Source organism: Bradyrhizobium sp. in8p8 (genome assembly GCF_000426845.1).
Lineage (GTDB): Bacteria > Pseudomonadota > Alphaproteobacteria > Rhizobiales > Xanthobacteraceae > Bradyrhizobium > Bradyrhizobium japonicum_C.
Genome location: NZ_AUGD01000017.1, coordinates 69,761 through 88,739, shown reverse-complemented (window position 1 = coordinate 88,739; position 18,979 = coordinate 69,761). Strand labels below are relative to the sequence as shown.

The 18,979-nt window shown below is 60.7% G+C and carries 17 protein-coding genes and 2 pseudogenes; 14 read left to right on the top strand and 5 right to left on the bottom strand.

What is annotated here, in order from left to right:
* Positions 1-277 precede the first annotated feature (277 nt).
* From K408_RS0130460 to K408_RS0130415, 10 genes are all read left to right on the top strand, one after another.
* The gene (locus tag K408_RS0130460; protein WP_024342778.1) at positions 278-1,492 is read left to right on the top strand and encodes an ABC transporter substrate-binding protein; all 1,215 of its coding nucleotides are present in this window, start codon (positions 278-280) and stop codon (positions 1,490-1,492) included.
* Between the two features lie 189 nt (positions 1,493-1,681).
* Entirely contained in the window at positions 1,682-3,376 is a 1,695-nt protein-coding gene (locus tag K408_RS0130455; RefSeq protein WP_245265959.1) for a class I adenylate-forming enzyme family protein, read from the top strand.
* Positions 3,377-3,404: 28 nt separating this feature from the next.
* Entirely contained in the window at positions 3,405-4,517 is a 1,113-nt protein-coding gene (locus K408_RS0130450; RefSeq protein WP_024342780.1) for a CaiB/BaiF CoA transferase family protein, read from the top strand.
* 9 nt (positions 4,518-4,526) lie between these two features.
* Positions 4,527-5,519, top strand: a complete 993-nt coding sequence (locus K408_RS0130445; RefSeq protein ID WP_024342781.1) for an NADPH:quinone oxidoreductase family protein — start codon at positions 4,527-4,529, stop codon at positions 5,517-5,519.
* A gap of 128 nt (positions 5,520-5,647) precedes the next feature.
* Positions 5,648-6,427, top strand: a complete 780-nt coding sequence (locus tag K408_RS0130440) for an enoyl-CoA hydratase-related protein (protein WP_024342782.1) — start codon at positions 5,648-5,650, stop codon at positions 6,425-6,427.
* A gap of 3 nt (positions 6,428-6,430) precedes the next feature.
* Complete coding sequence (locus K408_RS0130435; protein WP_024342783.1) at positions 6,431-7,198, top strand: enoyl-CoA hydratase/isomerase family protein; 768 nt, start codon at positions 6,431-6,433, stop codon at positions 7,196-7,198.
* On the top strand, positions 7,191-7,898 hold the full coding sequence (locus K408_RS0130430; protein WP_024342784.1) for an SDR family NAD(P)-dependent oxidoreductase: 708 nt from the start codon (positions 7,191-7,193) through the stop codon (positions 7,896-7,898). Before K408_RS0130435 ends, K408_RS0130430 begins: the two co-directional genes overlap by 8 nt.
* Positions 7,899-9,065, top strand: a complete 1,167-nt coding sequence (locus K408_RS0130425; protein ID WP_024342785.1) for an acyl-CoA dehydrogenase family protein — start codon at positions 7,899-7,901, stop codon at positions 9,063-9,065.
* Positions 9,062-9,943 (top strand): 3-hydroxyacyl-CoA dehydrogenase family protein, encoded by an 882-nt coding sequence (locus K408_RS0130420; RefSeq protein WP_024342786.1) that lies wholly within the window; start codon positions 9,062-9,064, stop codon positions 9,941-9,943. Before K408_RS0130425 ends, K408_RS0130420 begins: the two co-directional genes overlap by 4 nt.
* Before the next feature lie 4 nt (positions 9,944-9,947).
* The gene (locus K408_RS0130415; protein WP_024342787.1) at positions 9,948-10,580 is read left to right on the top strand and encodes a 3-hydroxyacyl-CoA dehydrogenase family protein; all 633 of its coding nucleotides are present in this window, start codon (positions 9,948-9,950) and stop codon (positions 10,578-10,580) included.
* 50 nt (positions 10,581-10,630) lie between these two features.
* On the opposite strand, the gene K408_RS43645 is transcribed toward K408_RS0130415, so the two are convergent.
* On the bottom strand, positions 10,631-10,777 hold the full coding sequence (locus K408_RS43645) for a hypothetical protein (RefSeq protein WP_245265961.1): 147 nt from the start codon (positions 10,775-10,777) through the stop codon (positions 10,631-10,633).
* On the opposite strand from K408_RS43645, the pseudogene K408_RS44420 reads away from it, so the two are divergent.
* Positions 10,733-10,885 (top strand): annotated as a pseudogene (locus K408_RS44420) (PaaI family thioesterase); the annotation flags it as partial. The gene K408_RS43645 and the pseudogene K408_RS44420 sit on opposite strands and share 45 nt — an antisense overlap.
* Before the next feature lie 186 nt (positions 10,886-11,071).
* Here K408_RS44420 and K408_RS39235 read toward each other — a convergent pair.
* The 3 genes and pseudogenes from K408_RS39235 to K408_RS43640 all read right to left on the bottom strand — a co-directional run.
* Positions 11,072-12,733, bottom strand: a complete 1,662-nt coding sequence (locus K408_RS39235) for a sigma-54 interaction domain-containing protein (RefSeq protein ID WP_024342788.1) — start codon at positions 12,731-12,733, stop codon at positions 11,072-11,074.
* Between the two features lie 131 nt (positions 12,734-12,864).
* Complete coding sequence (locus K408_RS41405; protein WP_080654979.1) at positions 12,865-15,195, bottom strand: CaiB/BaiF CoA transferase family protein; 2,331 nt, start codon at positions 15,193-15,195, stop codon at positions 12,865-12,867.
* Between the two features lie 82 nt (positions 15,196-15,277).
* Positions 15,278-15,529: pseudogene (locus K408_RS43640) on the bottom strand (ABC transporter substrate-binding protein); the annotation flags it as partial.
* Between the two features lie 62 nt (positions 15,530-15,591).
* Between K408_RS43640 and K408_RS39225 the strand changes: the two are divergent.
* Positions 15,592-16,299 (top strand): ABC transporter substrate-binding protein, encoded by a 708-nt coding sequence (locus K408_RS39225; RefSeq protein WP_080654981.1) that lies wholly within the window; start codon positions 15,592-15,594, stop codon positions 16,297-16,299.
* Positions 16,300-16,354: 55 nt separating this feature from the next.
* Here K408_RS39225 and K408_RS0130385 read toward each other — a convergent pair whose 3' ends face one another.
* Complete coding sequence (locus tag K408_RS0130385) at positions 16,355-17,389, bottom strand: enoyl-CoA hydratase/isomerase family protein (protein ID WP_210163722.1); 1,035 nt, start codon at positions 17,387-17,389, stop codon at positions 16,355-16,357.
* 24 nt (positions 17,390-17,413) lie between these two features.
* Between K408_RS0130385 and K408_RS0130380 the strand changes: the two genes are divergently transcribed.
* The gene (locus K408_RS0130380; RefSeq protein ID WP_028139122.1) at positions 17,414-18,181 is read left to right on the top strand and encodes an enoyl-CoA hydratase/isomerase family protein; all 768 of its coding nucleotides are present in this window, start codon (positions 17,414-17,416) and stop codon (positions 18,179-18,181) included.
* A gap of 1 nt (position 18,182) precedes the next feature.
* Positions 18,183-18,968 carry an SDR family oxidoreductase gene (locus K408_RS0130375; RefSeq protein ID WP_024342792.1) on the top strand — a complete coding sequence of 262 codons (786 nt, stop codon included), beginning with the start codon at positions 18,183-18,185 and terminating at the stop codon, positions 18,966-18,968.
* Positions 18,969-18,979: the final 11 nt, after the last annotated feature.

Below are 18,979 nucleotides of genomic sequence, written 5' to 3'. Positions count from 1 at the left end.
GAGCTAGACTTGCCGGGATCGCAAGTTGTGCGAACCTGGCTCTTTCGATCCATATCCTGAGCGTGAGAGGGCTTACCGCACGCATTGGTGGGGCAACCCCGCGATATTTCCTCACCCGGCCGACAGTCTCTGAGTGTTGTCTTAGAAGACATTTGTCCTTCGCGCGGTCACTTTTCGTTAGGCTGGCCACCCCGCGACTTCAAAATCTTGGGCCTCCCGGCGCTGGCATTCTCTTTGCTAAAGGTAGGGTGGAATATCGAGCTAGAATGAGGATGGAATGAATAGACGTCGCATCTGTGTCCTGGTGACCAGTCTAGTCCTCTGTTTGGCATCGCCGGCGCACGCTCAGATTTCCGACGGTGTCGTCAAGATCGGCGTGATGGACGATATGTCGGGCCCGTACGCGGACATTCAGGGACCGGGCGACGTCGTGGCGGTCAAGATGGCGGTCGAAGACTTCGGTGGTCAGGTGAACGGAAAGCCGATTGATGTCGTGTCCGCCGACCTTCAGAACAAGGCGGATGTGGGCCTTGCGATCGCCAGACGTTGGTACGACGTGGAGAATGTAGACGTGATCATGGGGCTGGGCAATTCGGCGGTTGCCCTCGCGGTCCAAGGCATCACGCAAGAGAAAAAGAAGATTTCGATTACCACGTCGGCAGGGTCGACCGCTCTCACGGGGAAATCGTGCTCCCCGCTCGGAATGCATTGGGTTTATGACACCTATGCTTTGGCGAACGGCACGGCCAACGCGGTCATAGCGAACGGAGGCGGGGATAGCTGGTTTTTCCTCACGGCAGATTATGCCTTCGGACATGCGTTGGAGGCCGATACGGCGGCGGTCGTCAAGAAGAAAGGAGGCAAGGTGCTCGGCGCGGTGCGCGTTCCGTTGAACTCATCTGATTTTTCTTCATTTCTCCTGCAAGCTCAGTCCTCGAAGGCCCAGGTGATCGGCCTAGCCAATGCGGGATCCGATACGATCAACGCGATCAAGGGCGCGGCGGATTTCGGGATCATCGCTGGCGGGCAGAAGATGGCCGGCATGCTGGTTCTGTTGACCGACATCCACTCGCTAGGGTTGGAAGCGGCCCAGGGTCTGTTGTTCACCGAAGCTTTCTATTGGGACCAAAACGAAGAGACGCGAGCGTTCTCCAAGCGGTTCGCGGAACGTCACGGCAAGCCTCCGACATCCTTTCAGGCTGGAATTTACAGCGCTGCGCTCCATTATCTTAAGGGAGTGAGGGAGGCCGGCACTGATGACGCCAAGGCGGTTGTGGCCGCGATGAAAAAGCTCCCGGTGGAAGATTTCATGACCAAGCACGGCAGCATCCGCGACGATGGGCGGATGATGCGCGACATGTACCTGCTTCAGGCTAAGAAACCATCCGAATCCAAGAGCGAGTGGGATCTCATGAAGGTCGTAGCGACCATCCCGGCAGACGAGGCCTATCGACCGCTGTCCGAAAGCGAATGCCCGCTCATCAAGAAATAGACCGAGGAAGCGGCTGCCGACGGCTGTGTGTGCGGGCAGCATTCCGATGTGTCTTCGCCGAGGACAACGTGGATACGACGAGGACGGTTGCGGGAGTCGCAGGCCTGCGCTGGGGGTATCGCCTGAAGATCATTCCCAAGACAATCGAGAAAACATGCCCTTCGCCATCCCGGCACTAGAGGTGTCGGGATGGCACAGGTGTTGCTGATGAATTGGTCAGCCACCTCCAAATTCGTTCAACGAACGCCGCTTAGCGAGATTGGGATGAAACCGTACCTGACCCTCCATCGCCCTGCAGACGCAAAGTGCTTCTACGGCTCCGGCGCATGGCGCCAGGACACCTTTTACGACCTGCTGAGCCATCATGCAGCCGAGCGACCCAATTCTGCCGCGTTGCAGGACGCGCGCCGAACGCTGACGTGGAGCGAACTCAAGAATTGGACCGATGGGGTCGCCGTCAACCTGCGCGAATATGGCCTGGTCGGAGGCGACCGGGTGATGATCTGGCTCTCGAACCGCGCCGAGGCCATCGTCACGTTCCTGGCTTGCGCTCGCGAAGGCATTGCCTGCAATCCGTCTGTTCACAAGACCTACACTTGTGCGGAAGTAGGTGAATTGATCAGGACGCTTTCGGCGAGAGCGCTTCTGACTGAAGATGGTTGGGGGACCGATCGCGCTACGGCGGATTTCGATTCCGTTCTCGTCCGAATTAGCAGCCTGAAGGTCGTCTACACGCCCGAAACCTTTCCCGCGCCGGCGAGCAACAATACTCCGCCGTGCACCGATCCCGACAAAGTGTCGTACCTTGCGTTCACGTCCGGGACGACCGGCGCACCGAAATGCGTCATGCACTCGGACAATACCCTGCTCGCGAACGCGCGGGACCTGGTCGAGGATTGGAAACGAGGCCCCGGTACGGTGCTGCTTTCCCTCTCGCCTCTGTCGCACCACATCGCGTGGGTAGGGGTGGCGCAGTGGCTGTTGGCTGGCGGACGGTTCGTGACCGCCGATCCGCCGCCCGGCATGAGCCGCCTCGATTGGATCGAGACGACACGCGCCGATTATATCCTCGGCGTGCCCACGCACGCGATGGACATTCTCGCCGAACAGCGGGAGGCCGGCCTCGAGAGACTCGGCTCCGTCAAAACCTTCTACATGGCCGGCGCTCCCATTCCGCCGAGTGTGGCAGCCGCATTCGTTAGCCAGGGCATCACACCGCAGAATGTTTACGGCATGACCGAAAGCTCCTCGCATCAGTACACCCATCCCGGCGACTCCGCGGAGATCATCGTGAATACCTGTGGGCGTGGCGGCAAATCGTACGAGGTGAAGTTGTTCGATCCGGCCGACCCCGATAAGGAAGTGCGACCTGGCGAGCTAGGGCACATCGGCGGCCGAGGTGCCGCGCTCATGCTGGGTTATCTTGGCAACCAGACCGTGACGGAAGGTAGTTTCAACAGCAGCGGCTGGTTCTTGTCCGGCGATCTTGGCGTCATGGACGCCAGCGGCAACCTCCGGATCGAAGGGAGACTGAAGGACCTGATCATCCGGGGCGGCCACAACATCTATCCGTCGCACATAGAGGCGATTGCTCTCCGCCATCCGGCCGTGGGTCGCGTTGCCGCCTTCCCTGTTCCGGACGATCGTTTGGGCGAGCGCGTTTGCATCGCAGTATCAGGTCTGGTTGAACCGAAGGATCTGATGGATCACTTCCGTCGTGAAGGTCTCTCGAAATACGACATGCCGGAATACTTCCTGCGGGTCGAAGAGTTTCCGTTGACCGCGAGCGGAAAGATTATGAAGCGCGAGCTAATTCTCCAAGTACAGCGCAATCAACTGCAGCCCCAGCCCATCCGGGCCACGGTCGCTGCGCGCACGGCGTGATCGGTTTCAAGCAGGGAACCTTAACAACATGCGTCCCCTCGAAGGTATCCGAGTTGTCGATTTCAGCACGTTGCTTCCGGGTCCGTTCGCGAGCCTGATCTTGGCCGAGGCGGGTGCGCATGTCGTAAAGATCGAACGACCCGGTCGCGGAGACGAGATGCGGAGCTACCTGCCGAAGTTCGGCGACGACAGCGTCAACTTCGCATTGCTCAACGCGGGTAAGCGCAGCGTCGCTATCGATCTCAAGGCCCCCGACGCGCTCGAACGCTTGCGTCCGCTCGTCGCCGAGGCTGACGTCTTGATCGAGCAGTTTCGCCCCGGGGTGATGGACCGCCTGGGCTTGGGGTACGAAGCGCTCAAGACCATCAATCCGCATCTGATCTATTGCGCGATCAGCGGATGGGGGCAAACCGGTCCGAAGGCGATGATGGCGGCACACGACCTCAATTATCTCGCCGAGTCGGGTATCCTCGGCCTGAGCGCGGGCGCGAACGGCGCGCCGGTGATCCCGCCGGTGCTGATCGCCGATCTCGCCGGCGGCGCCTACCCGGCAGTAACGAACATCCTGCTGGCGCTGCACAGGCGCGAGAAGACGGGCGAGGGCGCGTATCTTGACGTTTCGATGGGAGAAAATCTGCTGAGCTTGGCGTACTGGGGCTTGGGCAATGGCTTTGCGGCCGACCAATGGCCCGCCGGTGGCGACGCGTTGGTGACCGGTGGCAGTCCTCGGTACCAAATCTATCGAACTTCGGACGATCGTTTTCTTGCGGCTGCTCCCATCGAAGACAAGTTCTGGGAAAACTTCTGTTCGGCGATCGGCCTCCCGCCCGAGATGCGCGCGTCGGATGCCAACCCACGTGAGGCGATCGACGCGGTCGGCCGCATCGTCGCGACGAAAACCGCGGCCGATTGGAGGGCCATCTTCGAGGGCAAGGACGTATGCTGCTCCATCGTCGCCAGTTTGAAGGATGCGGTGGCTGACCCTCATGTCGAAGCCCGCGGCTTGCTCGCACGAGAGATTTCGGCCGGCGGTCGATCGATTCCGGCGCTTCCGGTGCCGATAAGCCCGCAATTTCGCGGGTCGAACGTAGTGCCTTCACCGCGTCTGGGCGCGGACAATGACGAACAATTGGCTGGGTAGGCAAGCCTTATGCGAGCTTTTCAGGTATTAGAGCATGGTCCACCGTCCAGTTTACGGTGCAGCGACGTCGCGGATCTCATTCCTGGAGACGGACAGATCCGCGTGGGTATCCGCGCCGCGGGAATCAATTTTCCGGACACGCTGGTGATTGCCGGCAAATATCAGGTGCTGCCCAAGCGGCCTTTCTCGCCCGGCAAGGACTTCGCCGGCGTCGTTCTAGATGTCGGCGAAGGTGTAACTCGCTATGCTCGTGGCGATCGCGTGCTCTGTCACGTGGAGTATGGTGGCTTCGCCGAGCAGGCGCTGGCGGCCGAACAACAGGCATTCGGGCTCCCCGACGGAATGTCCTTCGTTGCGGCGGCGGCGATGGGGTTGGTCTATCAGACGGCCTATCTCGCTCTTGTCGATCGAGCTCAACTGAAGCCAGGGGAACATGTGCTCGTCGGTGGCGCGGCTGGCGGCATAGGCCTGGCGGCCGTACAACTTGCAAAGGCCATGGGAGCGACGACGGTCGCTGCGGTCCGCAGCGCGGACGAAGCGGCGCTGGTGAAGGAAAATGGCGCCGATCACGTCGTCGATCTGTCGTTGCCGAGCCAGAGGGAGCAGCTGCGCGCTCAGGTTCTCGCGGCGACCGAGAACAGAGGCGTCGACGTGGTGATCGATCCGCTCGGAGGCGATTTTCTGGGCGCGGCGCTGCGCACGATGGCCTGGTGCGGACGGCTTGTCGTCGTCGGCTTCGCCGCTGGAGACATTCCGACGGTCAAGGTCAACTACCTGCTGGTCAAGAACATCTCGATAGCTGGTCTGCAGTGGAGCGATTATCGCGATCGGGCCCCGGACCGAATAGCGGCGGTGCAACACGAGATCTTCAGATTGTGGAGGCTTGGCGCCGTGAAGCCGTACATCATGAAGGAGTTTTCGTTCGCGGAGCTGCCGAGGGCGCTCGAACTGATCGAAAAGGGCGAGATCCGCGGCAAAGCGGTCGTCGTGATGGACGGATGAAGGCAATGCACACGGTCCAAAACAATCCTTCATCGCTCGTGGGCTCATTCGCCTGACGACGGACGATTCGAATGCCGGCTCGCAATAGCCGACGCTGATCAACCCAAGAACAAACGGAAAGGAACGCAATGTCTTTCAGCACTATCCTTTACGAAGAAGACGGCCCGATCGGCACGATCACGCTCAATCGACCTCAGGACGGCAACATGTTCACGGTCGACATGTGCCACGAAATTCGCGATTGCATCAACGCGATCCGCCGCGAAACACGAACTCGGGTCATCGTCCTGACGGGAGCCGGCGACAAGTTCTTCTGCATCGGCGGTCGCAAGGAAGGCATGGAGAAGACCATGCTGTATGCCGGGGTGCTACCGACCCTGGAAATGTACGAGTCCATCGATCGGTTGCAGAAGCCGGTGGTCGCGAGCGTCAACGGCTTCGCCGTCGGCGGCGGAAACGTCCTCCAGGTCGTCTGCGATCTCACGATCGCCAAGGAAAGCGCTGTTTTCCGCCAGGTCGGCCCCATGATGGGTTCGTTCGATGCTGGTTACGGTACCTGGTATCTCGAGGATCTCGTCGGGAAAAAGAAGGCGAAGGAGATGTGGTTCCGCAATCCGAAGATCTCGGCGGCGGAGGCGCTCGAGATCGGACTGATAAACAAGGTCGTTCCGGATGACAAGCTCAAGGAAGAAACACGCAAATTCGCGATGGAGATCGCCGAGCGTGGCCCCTTTGCTCTGGCGTCGATCAAGGGCGCGTTCAACGCCCGGCACGGCGGAGTATCCGGCCTGGCACGCATCTCTCACGATCTCCTGTTGCGGCCGTACCTGGAGACCGACGAAAGCCACGAGCTGTCGGCGTCGTTTGCCGAAAAGCGAAAGCCGGATACCCGCAAGTTCGGGAATTAGCTCATGGCGGTCGAACTCGCGAAATTGGACGATTGTGCGTTGCTGCGTCTGAACCGCCCGGAGGCGCTGAACGCGCTCTCGTTCGGTGTGCTGCAGGAGATATCGGACGCTCTGAAAGAGGTGGGCACCTGGAAGGTGCGCACACTGATCGTCACCGGTGCCGGCGAAAAGGCGTTCTGCGCCGGCGCCGACATCAAGGAACTGGGCGACCGGTCGCTGATCGAGTGCAAGCGTGGGGCGGAGCTCGGCCAGGCGGCCTTCGCGAAACTTGACAGGCTGCCTTTTGCGTCCGTGGCCGCAATCAATGGCTTCGCGTTTGGCGGTGGCTTGGAGCTCGCGTTGGCCTGCACGTTCCGGATCGGGACGCCGAGTGTGAAACTGGGACTTCCGGAGATCAAACTCGGTCTCATTCCGGGATATGGAGGGACGCAGCGGCTTCCGAGACTGATCGGCGAAGCGCGAGCGATGGAGATGATCATGCTCGGTCGGACGGTCGGAGCAGAGGAGGCGTTGCGCGTCGGACTATTGCACAGGATCGTCGAGGGCGACGTGGTCGACGCCGCGCTGTCGTTCGCTCACGAATTCTCATCCTTCAGTCTATTGGCGCAGGGGTTTGCGCGAGAAGCGGTTTCCCGCGCGCTGGATGTTCCTGTCCACGAAGGACTGAAGATCGAGGCTGACCTCTCGACGCTGGCATATGCCACGGCTGATGCCAACGAGGGCATGTCTGCGTTCATCGAGAAGCGGAGGCCGGAGTTTAAGGATGCGTAAGGGGCAGATTATCGTTACCGGCGCGAGCCGAGGCATAGGCAGATCCATCGCGCTCGAACTTGATCGCAGGGGCTTTGCGGTCGCCGGTCTTTCCCGGAGTGGAGCTACCGCCGCCGGCACTGGCTATGCCTGCGACATGACGAGCGAAAGCGCGATCTCGGGAGCGATCGCGAAGATCGCGTTGGAGGGACCGGTCATCGGCCTAGTCAACAACGCCGGCGCCCATGAGGCAAAGCGGACCGTCGAGCTCTCGCTGTCGGATTTCGAAGCCACGATGCGGCTGAACGCATCGGCCGTCATGGTCGCCTGCCGAGAAAGCTATCCGCATCTGAAGCTTGCGGGCGATTCCCTGATCGTTAACATAGGTTCCTTCTTCGACAAGCTCGCGGTGATCGATAACCTCGCCTATTGCGCGTCCAAGGCCGCGGTCGGCGCCATCACCCGCTGTCTGGCTGCGGAGTGGGCGCGCGACGGCATTCGCGTGCTTGACGTCGCGCCCGGCTACATCGAGACCGATCTGAACCGTGATTTTCTCGCGAGCGACAAGGTCCGGGCGTGGCTGAAACGCCGCGTGCCGGTCGGTCGGGCCGGATCTCCCGACGAAGTCGCGCGCCTCGTCGGCGCGCTCTATGCGGAGAACATCGCGTTCCTGACGGGCGAGACAATCTACATCGACGGCTGCCAGGGAGCGAACCATTAGATGTCCATCTTCGACGAACTGGAGCGCAGCCGCAACTGGAGCGACGATGACAAGCTCATCCTGTCGCAAGTCGACCGGCTTTGTGATGAGGTGATAGCACCGAACGCGGAACATGTCGACGCGAGCGGCGAATTTCCGTGGACCAACGTCAAGGCAATCAACGGGCTCGGCCTGAACGGAGTATTCGTGCCGGAGGAATTCGGCGGAGCGCCCACCTCATTCCGTTTGTACCTTGCGATCGTCAGGCGCATCTCCGCAGCCTGTGCCGCGACCGGCATCATCTATGCTACGAACTTCCATGCGATGAAGCCGCTGATCGAGTTCGGAACGACCGAGCAGAAGGCCCGTCTGCTGCCGCGTATCGCCGAAGGCGGATTGGCGTCTCTGGCCATCACGGAAGAATCCGCCGGATCCGATGCGACGGGTATGAAGACGAGATTTACTCCAGACGGCGACCAAATCGTGATCGATGGCTCGAAGCTCTTCATCACCAACGGCGATGTCGCAGACCGCATTCTTCTGTTCGGCAAATTCGCAGGGATCGACGAACCGAAGAAAGCCATCTCGGTGTTGGTGCTCGAGAAGGGGGCTCCCGGTTTCGAAGTCCTCCGCCTGGAAGACAAGATGGGCCACCGCGGGTCGTCGACTGCCGCGCTGCGCTTCGATGACGTCCGTGTGCCGCGCGCGAACCTGATCGGAGAACCGGGCGACGGTCTTCGGATCTTGCTGGCGTCATTGAACCGCTCCCGCCCGAGCATCGCCGCGCACGCGATGGGAATCGCGATGGCTGCCTTCAACGATATGACGGCCTACATGAACGAGCGCAAGCAATCGGGTCGCCGCATCGTGGACTTCCAGGCCAACCAGTTCATGCTGGCGGATCTCGCGACCGATCTCGCGATGTCCGATTGTTGGCTGGATCATCTGGCGGGCCTCATCGATTCGGGCGCGAAGGACTTCCGCGTCCAGGCATCCATGGCCAAGATGCGCGCGTCGGACCTCGCGATGCGTGCTTCGACCGAGGCCGTGCAGATGTTCGGTGGGTACGGCTATTGCCGCGACTACCGCGTCGAACGACTGATGCGCGACGCCAAGATCACGCAGATTTGGGAGGGTACCAATCAGGTGCACCGACAGCTTATCGGCAGGAGTTTCGCAGGGAAATGACGAGAACAATAAAGACGGTGGGTGTCTGCGGCGCTGCGGGGACCATGGGGGCCGGCATCGCGCTGGTCGCGGCGCGCGCGGGCTTTCGAACCATTTCCTATGACATGAAGGAGGACGCTCTCGAAAGGAGCGCAAAGCAGTCGGCCGCGTTTCTCGATAAGTCGGTCGAACGCGGCAAGCTGGAGGCGTCGAAACGCGACGCCATAGTCGGCGCGATGTCACGGACTACAGATATTTCCGCTCTGGAAGATTGTGATCTCGTCATAGAGGCGGTGTTCGAGGACCTCGCGACGAAACAAAAGTTGCTTGATCGCCTCGACGCGGTATGCTCCGAAGACACGATATTCGCTTCCAACACCTCGACACTCTCGATCACGGAGATCGCGTCAGGATCGAAGGTGCCGACACGCGTGGTCGGGATGCATTTCTGCCTTCCTGCGCAACTGATGAAGTTGATCGAGATGTCGCCGGGCATTCTGACGTCGGAAGAGACGTTCGAATCGGCTTGGGCGTGGACGAAAGCCTGCAGCCAAATACCGGTCAGAACACAGGACAAGCCGGGCTTCATTCTGAATGCGCTCCTGGTGCCCTTCAACAACGACGCGATCCGGGCGCTGGAGGCGGGGGTGGCGAGCGCAGCGGACATCGACAAGGCGATAAAGGCCGGGCTCGGATACAAGATGGGGCCCCTCGAACTCATCGATCTCATCGGACTCGATACGCAGGTGAGGCTTTGCGAGGCTTTCTATCCGATCACGCTGGATCCGCGAGCTGCGACTCCGCCCTTGCTGCGGCGCATGGTGGCCGCGGGCCTGCTCGGGCGCAAGTCCGGAAAGGGCTTTTTCGACTACGAAGGCAACGCGATGTATGGAGCCTGAGCCCATGACCTATGCGATTATCCAGGACGGGCCGAGCAGATCTTTTGCCGAAGGCGACAAGTTCCTCGCCGGAGCGACTGATCGGGATGCCGACGTCATCGTCCACTGTGGCACGCCCTTCGTCGCCGATCCCGGAAAGGCCGCAATCCTGGTCGAACTCGGCGACGAGAGCCTCGCGGAGCACATCGGAGAGGATCCCGCCGTCACGAATGCGTTAGGTTTTGCCCGCTATCGGAACGGCGACGACGCGCCCTCGAAACTCGTCGAACTGGTGCGGCCGGCGTCCGCCTCGGATGCTGCCGTCGCCGCCGCTGCCAAAGTCTTCAAAGAGGCCGGACTGGAAGTGGTGGTGTCGTCGGATCAGATCGGGCGTATCGTCAACAGGCTGGTGATCCCGAAGTACAACGCGGCGCTGCGTTTCCTCGATGAAGGTCTCGCGACGCAGGCCGACATGGATCTGACGTGCAAGCTCGGCCTGGGTTATCCGGACGGCCCGTTGGAGCGCATCATACGCGGGGGCTTGGAGAACCACTACGACACGACGCAGGCGTTGTTTGAGACCTACGGCACGCCGGCTTATGCGCCGCCGCGGCGCGCCGTCGTCTCGAAGAACATGAGCAGGAGGCGCGATCGATGATGCCGCTCGCGCCCCCGAAAGAGCTGGACGCTAGTATGGTTCCGTCCAGGCTAAAGGACGCGATCGGCGAGATCTTCCCGGAAGGCTTCGATTTCGGAGACGTGCTCGGGATGCACCGAACGCGAACGAGCGCCGGCGAGGCATCGTTCGAAATCCAGATCGGCCCCGAGCACCTCAACCGGCACGGCGGAATTCATGGCGGCGTGCTCATGGCGATGCTCGACACCGCCGGACTCTGGGCCATTGCGGCTCCGGACGAAGACGCTCCTCCGAAAGCGGTCACCCTTTCATTGACGTGCAGCTTCGTCGGGCGTTCGGAGGCCGGTGACACCGTGATCCGCGCAACAGGCCGGATCTCGAAGCAGAGCGCAGAACGTACTTCTCATCGATCGTCGCGGAGAGCTTTCCGAGCGGGCAATTGGTCGCGACCGGGCAGGGCATCTACAACAGGATCACGTGACGCTCAACCAGCTCCACGTCGGCGCGGCGGCTCAGACCTCCGAGTCGTTCATTTCGGACAATTTTCGGTACAGGTAGGATCTCGAAATGCCGAGACTTTCGGCGGCCTTCTTCTTATTGCCCTTGTAACGGACCAGAGCGTCGCGGATTCCCTGAGTTTCCACCTTGTCCAACATCGCCCGGAGTCCGTCGGCCGCAATAGGTGGAGCGGTCTCGGCCATCATGGTCGGCCGCGATGCGGCCTGAGGCTCAATCTTCGGCTCGGTAAGATCCTCGACTTTGATGGCGGTGCCATCGCAGAACGCAAAGGCGCGTTCGATTTCGTGCTGAAGCTGCCGAATATTGCCGGGCCAAGGTCTTTCCATCAACGCAGTCAGGGCCTCGTCGTCGATCGACGGCACTGGGCGAGCATGGCGGTAGGCGATGCTCTCGAGGAACTTCGAGGAGAGCAGCGGGATATCCTCGATGCGTTCCCTAAGCGGAGGCAATTGGATCACGATGGGTGATATCCGGTAGAACAGGTCCAGCCGGAACTTGCCGGCTTCAACCAAGGACTGAAGGTCCCGGTTTGTCGCGGAGATCAATCTGAAATCGAGCTGGCGTGGCTTGTCGCCTCCGACACGCTCGACGATCCTATCCTGCAGCACGCGCAGCAGCTTCGCCTGCACCTCGAGCGGCATGTCCCCGATCTCGTCGAGAAACATGATGCCTTCGGTCGCCTGCTCGAATTTTCCTTTCCGGCCCTTCTTGTCGGCTCCTGTAAAGGCTCCCGGTTCGTATCCGAACAGCTCGGACTCGACCAGAGTTTGAGGCATCGCCGCGGCGTTGACGGCGATCATGGGTCCGTCCCTTCGCGGGCTCAGCCGATGCAGCGCGTGAGCGACCAATTCCTTGCCGGTCCCGCTCTCGCCGCGTATCAGAACGGGAATCTCCAGAGGTGCGATCTTCACGATTTCCGCGCGGAGGCGCTGGACGGCGGGACTGTTGCCGACGATGCTATCGAGCCCGTATTTCTGGGACTTCAGCGTCTCCGATTCCCGTTTGTAGAATTCGACCTGCCCCTCCAGCGCGCGTATCCTGGCGTTCAGGATGGCCAGCTGCTCGGGTCCTTTGAACATCACCCGCCCATACGCGCCGAGGATCCTGTCCTTCCGACGAATCGGGATCCTGGACACGATCCTGTCCGAGCCGCGCATGTGCTGCATCGTGCCGACCTCGGCCTTGCCGGACTGCACGACCTTATGCAGCCTGGTCCCCTCGACGACGTCCTCTATCAGACGGTCCCGCGCCTCGCACGGCTTCAATCCGAAGAACCGTTCGTGAATGGGTGACATGTAGGAAATGCGAGCCTTGTCGTCGACGATGATCATGCCTTCGAAAGGATCCGTGAGAAGCTGCTCCATCATTTCCCAGGCGAAGTCGACACTCGACAGGAAGTTGATGACGGCGTCGCCGGGTGGCTCGCCGAATATCAGGAGATCGTCTCTCGCGACAGTCATCACCAGAACGATATAGGATTGGCGATCGAGAGTGAGCCGATTGATGCGACGTATCCGAGCCTCGGCGATCCAATCCGGATCGAGCGCGAGACTTTTAAGGCGGGGGTCTTCCGCAACGCCAGTCGAAAGAACGATCTTCGTCCTGTCCGACAGCAGAAGGCCGCGATAGCCTGAAATGCTGTCAAGCGGTATCATTATCCCGCCTTGGCTCCCTGACGTGTAGTCCTTTAGGACAATTAATCACATAAAGAGAGGGCGCTACAATGATTCAGCGCGCGGTAGTGTATGCACGGAGAACATGACGCATTGCGATTTTGCCTTCTACTTTAGTCGTACCATGATCCGTTTTTCTTGAAAATCTCTATCGTCCTCGGATCGAGCCAGTCGGCTAATGCTTCGTCGGCCGTGTTAGGCGCATTCGGAGACCGCGGAGTATCCGTAACGCTGCGACTGAAACGCGGGGCGGGAGCGGGTTGAAGCACCCCTTCGATCTCTATGAACGATTTTCGTTCGACGAGATGGGGATCGGCGAAAGCCTCTTCGACGGAGTTGACGACCGTCGCGCAACAATCAGTACCGTCGAACGCGACACGCCATTCATCGGCTGTCTTTTCCGAGAACGCCGCCTCGAGGTCGAGCCGCAATGATGTCCAATCCTCGCGCTTGCGACGAAGCGCGTCCTTGGCATCGAGACCAGCCTTGGCGGCCAACTGTGAGAAGAACTTATCTTCAATGGTGCCGACGGCGAGCCAGCGGCCGTCGGCGCAGCGGTACACGTCATAGAACGGACCGCCGCTGTCGAGCATGTTGGTCCCTCGCTCTTCTTTTGCGAGCCCGGAGGCCAACATGCCAATGTGTCCGCCGAGCAGTGAAAGGACGCCGTCGACGATGGCCGCATCGACGACCTGGCCTTGGCCGGAGCGTTGCCGCTCCCATAGAGCGCTGAGTATCCCGAGGGCTAGGTAGAGCGAGCCACCTCCAAAGTCTCCCAAAAGGTTCAGGGGCGGCGTCGGCGGCTGGCCCTTCCGACCGATCGCGTTGAGAGCGCCCGTCAGCGCGATATAGTTGATGTCGTGTCCGGCGTACGGCGAAAGCGGGCCCGTCTGACCCCAGCCGGTCATCCGACCATAGATCAGGCGCGGATTGAGCCGCTGACAGACTTCCCAACCGAGCCCCAATCTCTCCATGACGCCCGGGCGAAAGCCCTCGATCAGCACGTCGCTGCGCTCGACCAAAACCTTCACCAACTCGAGCGATTGCGGTCGTTTCAGATCGAGTTTCAAGGATTTTCTGCCACGATGCGAGATCTGGAAACGTCGTGGGCGCTCAATCCCCAGACCCGCGTCTTCCGGCCGTTCTATTCGTAGAACGGTGGCGCCGAGGTCGGCGAGCAGCATCGCACAGAAGGGAACGGGCCCGATCGCGGGAAACTCCAGGACTGTCAGACCGTTCAGCGGACCCATATGACCTCGCAGGCGAAAGTATTTACGGAAACGATCAAGCCAGGACGCGCGCGGAATAGAGCGCTTGGATTTCGGTCTGGCTCTTTCCGAGCGCAGCAAGGATCTCGCGCGAATGTTCGCCAAGCCCCGGAATCGACCCGTTCTTCCCGATTTCGGGACCGGGGCAGCCGGGTATCGCGGCGACTGGGAGCGATCCCAGGCCGTCAAGGCGACGGTCTGGTAGGCCCCGACGGCGTTCACGTGTTCGTCGGCGAGCCAATCGGCGTAGGTATTGACCGGGCTTGCCATGACGCCGCGGGCGAGCAGGACCTCGACCCAGTCGGCCGTGGTACGCGTACGGAGCATCTCCTGAAGGACCTTGTTCATCGCTGCGCGGTTGGCGTTTCTGTTGTCCACGGAACCGAAACGCGGATCGCCCGAAAGTTGCGGACATCCGAGCGCATCGCACAGAGCTTCGAAATTCCGCGATCGCATCGCGCTCAAGAGAACATGGCCGTCCGCCGTTTCGTAGATGCCTGATGGGGAATATAGCGGTCCTGGAGTAGGGCCTTCCGCCTGAGCCTCCATCAGCTTGGCGGCCTGGAAGGCGGCGGCGCTTTGCATCAGGCTCATGTCGATGAACGAACCGGTACCGAACCGCACCTTGCGCATCAAAGCCGCGCTGACAGCCTGGAAACCGTAGAGACCCGTGACCGTGTCGATGACGACCATCGCCTGCCGATGCGGCTTTTCGACGGATCCGTTCATCACCATCATGCCGGAAAAGGCCTGGATGACGCCGTCGACGGTTGGACGTTCTCGGTTGGGGCCGCTTTGACCGTAACCGGACACGGACATGTAGATGATTTCGGGATTGACCTTCTTCGCTTCCGGATAGCCAAGGCCGAGGCGGGAAGCGACCCCGGCCCGAAGGCTCTCGATCACTACGTCGGCCGTAGCGACCAGATCGCCGGCGATGCGACGTCCTTCCTCTTTCGCGAGATCGATGGCTATCGATCGTTTTCCCCGATTAAACGCGGTGAAATGAATGGTGTTGTTCTCGATCGTCCTCCCCAGGATCCGCCCCCAATCGCCTTCCGGCGGTTCGATCTTGACGACGTCCGCCCCGTGCAGGGCCAAAAGCATCGCCGCGTGCGGTCCCGCGACGCCCTGACTAGCGTCGACGACCCTGAATCCTTCGAAAGCCCTTCGCATGCGCAACAATCCTTCCCGCGCTCTTCTTATGGAGAAGAAAGTTGCATTTCCCGTGCCGCGACCGAAAGACCCATCCGCGACGGACCTTCTTTCCGTTCAGATAGTTCTGGATTGCTGCGTTGGTCGCCGTTCCCAACGTGTCGAAGATGAGAAGCACATCGTCCTGCTCGATCAGCTTGCGCGTTTGCTCGACAGTCTTTGGCGGGCTGTATGCGTCGTCGAGGCTGATCAGCGTGATCTTTCGTCCGTTCACGCCTCCCTGGTCGTTTACCATCTGGAAGTAAGCTTGGTTGGCCTTCGCTATCGTGGAGTAGTGAGAACCCGGTCCGCTATAGCGCCGCGCATGTGTTCGCGTCAAAAACAGTCGGATGGGAAGTGTAGCAATCGGCGACAGGAATTCTGTTCGGCTCCCGGAATTACGAGCGCGATAAACGGTATCAGAACGACGATTTGGGCCGCGACTACATCAAAGGACTGCGCGCCAAACTGGGCGCGGAGGCTGATACTATGATTGTGAAGGAGTTGAGCTACGACATCACCGAACCGACCATCGGCTCCCAATTGATCACATTAAAAGCGAGCGGCGCCGACGTCTTTGTCAATCTTTCGACGACCAAGTTCGCGGCTCAGGCGATCCGCAAGGCTTACGAGCTGGGGTGGAAACCGACGCAACTTCTCGCCACCGTGTCGGCCTCAACCTCCGTCCTCAAGCAGATCGGCGCGGAAGCGAGCACCGGCGTGATGGCCCTGCACTACATGAAGGACCCGGCTGACCCGCGCCTGGCGGACGACCCCGGTTTCAAGGAGTGGCTGGCGTGGATGAAGAAGTACTATCCGTCCGGAGACATCACGGACGAGTTCAATGTTCTCGGCTACTCCAACGCTCAGACGCTGGTTCAGGTGCTCAAGCAGTGCGGAAACGATCTCTCGCGCGAGAACGTCATGAAGCAGGCTCAGAACCTCGACATGCAGCTACCGATGGTCCTGCCGGGTATTCGACTCAAGACGAGTGTGACCGACTTCGCCCCGATGAAGGATCTGCACATGGAGCGCTTCAACGGCGAGGGATGGGATCCGATCGGTTCGCTCATCTCGGGCGAGTGAACTTCGGAAGGGCCGCTTTCGGGGGTAAGCCCTTCCGATCTTACATAGCGTGAAGCTATTTCTGACTGGTGGGAGCCGCGAAGTTCGCGGGCCGCTTCTCGACGGCGGCCCGCAAACCCTCCTTGAACTCGCTGCTGGACATCGCAAGCGCCTGGCCGAGGCCCTCGAATGCGAACATGTCGTGCATTCCGGTTTCAAAGGTGCGTGCCATGAGCTGTTTCGCCAACCCCATGACTTCCGATGGTCCATCCGCGAGCCGACGCGCCTCGCCCAGCGCCTCCTCCTTGAGCTTGTCACTGGAGCACACCCGTGTGACAAGCCCGTTCGCGAACGCTTCCTGGGCCGTCCAGGTCTGATTTCCGAACAGGAACGTCTTGGCGCGCGCCAGGCCGATCAGTCTGGGCAGATGGTACATCATGCCGATATCGGGTACTGCGCCGAGACGGAAGAAAGCCGCCATGAACTTGGCGTCCTCGGACGCGAAGACGACGTCGCCGCATAGAGAAAGTCCCATTCCACCGCCGGCCGCATGCCCGTTCACCGCCACGACCATGGGCTTGTTGAGCGAAATGAGCGGGAAGAGCCAATCCTTCAGACCTGCGAAACGGCGGTGGACGGCCCATGGATCGGAAGCGACTTCGAGCATCTTGAAATCCCCGCCCGCGCAGAAAGAGGGACCTGCGGCCGCGAGGAGAACGGAGCGAACGGAGCGGTCGGTGGACGCCTCCCTGACCGCATGTCCGAGTTCGTCCCTGAGCTCCGACGTGAGCGAGTTTCGTGAACTCGGATTGTTGAGAGTGAGGATCATAACCGCGCCGTCGCGCTCGACCATAACCTGCTTCGGATCCACTGGCGTTTTCCCTTCGTTGAAAGACATCTGCGGTGCAAACGATGTGCCGCCGGAGCCGTGCCCCAATCCGGACCGGGCCCGCATGCGGTGTGTACGTGGCGCGGACAGGGGGTCGCGCGATGTGTCACCCGCGAACACCCTGTGCCGGCCATCGCGAGAAAAATCGTCAAACTTGCGAGCGATACGCGCATGGCATGGCTCTTGCTGACCTAGCTGTACAAGGCGGCGCGTATCTCGCACTCAAGCCGCAATTAGGAAACGCTATTGTCGTCGTCATCAGACATCGTGCAGCTTCATCGTCGCGGTCGCGTCGCCGTGATCACGCTGAATCGACCCCAGCAGCGAAACGCTCTCTCGGTAGAGATGAGGGCACAATTGGCGAGTCGATTCGACGAGATCAATGACGACGACCGGATTGTGGTCCTGCGGGGAGAGGGGGCGGCCTTTTGCGCGGGCGCAGACCTCGGCGATGTGCCCGATACGCCGATGGCCTGGCGGGATCGCATTCTCACCGCTCAGACTCAGCATCTGCGCATCATCAATATGAAGCAGGCCGTCATCGCGGCAGTCCAAGGCGCAGCCTTCGGCGGCGGTGCGTCGCTTGCGCTCGCTGCTGACATTCTCGTCATGGATGAGAACGCAAGCTTGGGCTTCCCATTCGTAAAGCTTGGTGTCGTTCCAGATGGGGGCGCCAGCTTTCTGCTGCAAGCGAAGGCCACTCCGGCGGTCGCGCTCGACGTGTTGCTTACAGGCGGTGTCATTCGGGCAGAAGAGGCGCGCGCCCTCGGGCTCACCCGTCGCGTTGCGCCAGTGGGAGAACTCGAGGGGCAGACCATGAAGCTCGCCGACGAACTCGCGGCGCTACCGGCGGAAGCTCTCCAGCTAACCAAATCCCTTTGCGCTCAAGGGTGGGCCGTTCATCTAGCCGGAGCGCTGCGGCACGAAGCGGACGCGTTCGGGCTCGCCACGGCGTCAGAATGCCACCGGTCGGCCATGGCTACCGCGAAAGCCAGAGTTGCGAAGGTGAAATGACATGTATTCTTCCGACCTTCTGAAAGGGCGCGTGGCACTCATCACCGGTGGCGGTAGCGGAATCGGGCTGAGTATAGCGGAGCAATACCTGGCGCTCGGCGCCAAGGTGGCAATCGTCAGCCGGAATGCCGAACGGCTCAAAGACGCTGTGGCCACTCTGCAGGCGCGGGACATGAAGGAAATCGCATCCTTCCAGGCGGACGTTAGAAACTACGAGCAGGTATCGGCCGCGGTCAACGCCGTCGTGAATCGCTTTGGATCGCTCGACATCCTCGTCAACAACGCGGCGGGCAACTTCTTCTGCCCGACCGCTGAGATGTCCTCGAACGCGTGGCGGACGGTGATCGACATCGATTTGAATGGGACCTTCCATGGATGCCGAGCCGCTTACGCGCATCTCCGGGAATCCAAAGGCGATGGTTGCATCATCAACATCATCACCATGCAGGCGCTGTCTGGCTGGCCGGGAGCAGCACATGCAGCTGCAGCCAAGGCCGGGATTCTGTCGCTCACCCGGACGCTCGCTGTCGAATGGGGACGGGAAGGAATCAGGGTCAACGCGATCTCGCCCGGGCCAATCGGCGACACCGAGGGCGCAAAGCGTATTTATGAAGATCGCGGTCGCGCAGATCTGGAGCGGAGCCGCGTGGCGCTTGGCCGCTTCGGAAATAAGCAGGAAGTCGCCAACGCGGCAGTCTTCCTGGCCTCGGATCTGGCGAGCTTCGTCACGGGCGAGAACCTCATCGTCGATGGGGGCCGTTGGCTGAAATACGTCTCTGAAAAATAGAAGAGGAGGGA

Coding starts and splice junctions, on each gene's coding strand:
- K408_RS0130460 (WP_024342778.1), top strand. CDS start 278: ATGAATAGACGTCGCATCTGTGTCCTGGTGACCAGTCTAGTCCTCTGT.
- K408_RS0130455 (WP_245265959.1), top strand. CDS start 1,682: ATGGCACAGGTGTTGCTGATGAATTGGTCAGCCACCTCCAAATTCGTT.
- K408_RS0130450 (WP_024342780.1), top strand. CDS start 3,405: ATGCGTCCCCTCGAAGGTATCCGAGTTGTCGATTTCAGCACGTTGCTT.
- K408_RS0130445 (WP_024342781.1), top strand. CDS start 4,527: ATGCGAGCTTTTCAGGTATTAGAGCATGGTCCACCGTCCAGTTTACGG.
- K408_RS0130440 (WP_024342782.1), top strand. CDS start 5,648: ATGTCTTTCAGCACTATCCTTTACGAAGAAGACGGCCCGATCGGCACG.
- K408_RS0130435 (WP_024342783.1), top strand. CDS start 6,431: ATGGCGGTCGAACTCGCGAAATTGGACGATTGTGCGTTGCTGCGTCTG.
- K408_RS0130430 (WP_024342784.1), top strand. CDS start 7,191: ATGCGTAAGGGGCAGATTATCGTTACCGGCGCGAGCCGAGGCATAGGC.
- K408_RS0130425 (WP_024342785.1), top strand. CDS start 7,899: ATGTCCATCTTCGACGAACTGGAGCGCAGCCGCAACTGGAGCGACGAT.
- K408_RS0130420 (WP_024342786.1), top strand. CDS start 9,062: ATGACGAGAACAATAAAGACGGTGGGTGTCTGCGGCGCTGCGGGGACC.
- K408_RS0130415 (WP_024342787.1), top strand. CDS start 9,948: ATGACCTATGCGATTATCCAGGACGGGCCGAGCAGATCTTTTGCCGAA.
- K408_RS43645 (WP_245265961.1), bottom strand. CDS start 10,777: ATGAATTCCGCCGTGCCGGTTGAGGTGCTCGGGGCCGATCTGGATTTC.
- K408_RS39235 (WP_024342788.1), bottom strand. CDS start 12,733: ATGATACCGCTTGACAGCATTTCAGGCTATCGCGGCCTTCTGCTGTCG.
- K408_RS41405 (WP_080654979.1), bottom strand. CDS start 15,195: ATGCGAAGGGCTTTCGAAGGATTCAGGGTCGTCGACGCTAGTCAGGGC.
- K408_RS0130375 (WP_024342792.1), top strand. CDS start 18,183: ATGTATTCTTCCGACCTTCTGAAAGGGCGCGTGGCACTCATCACCGGT.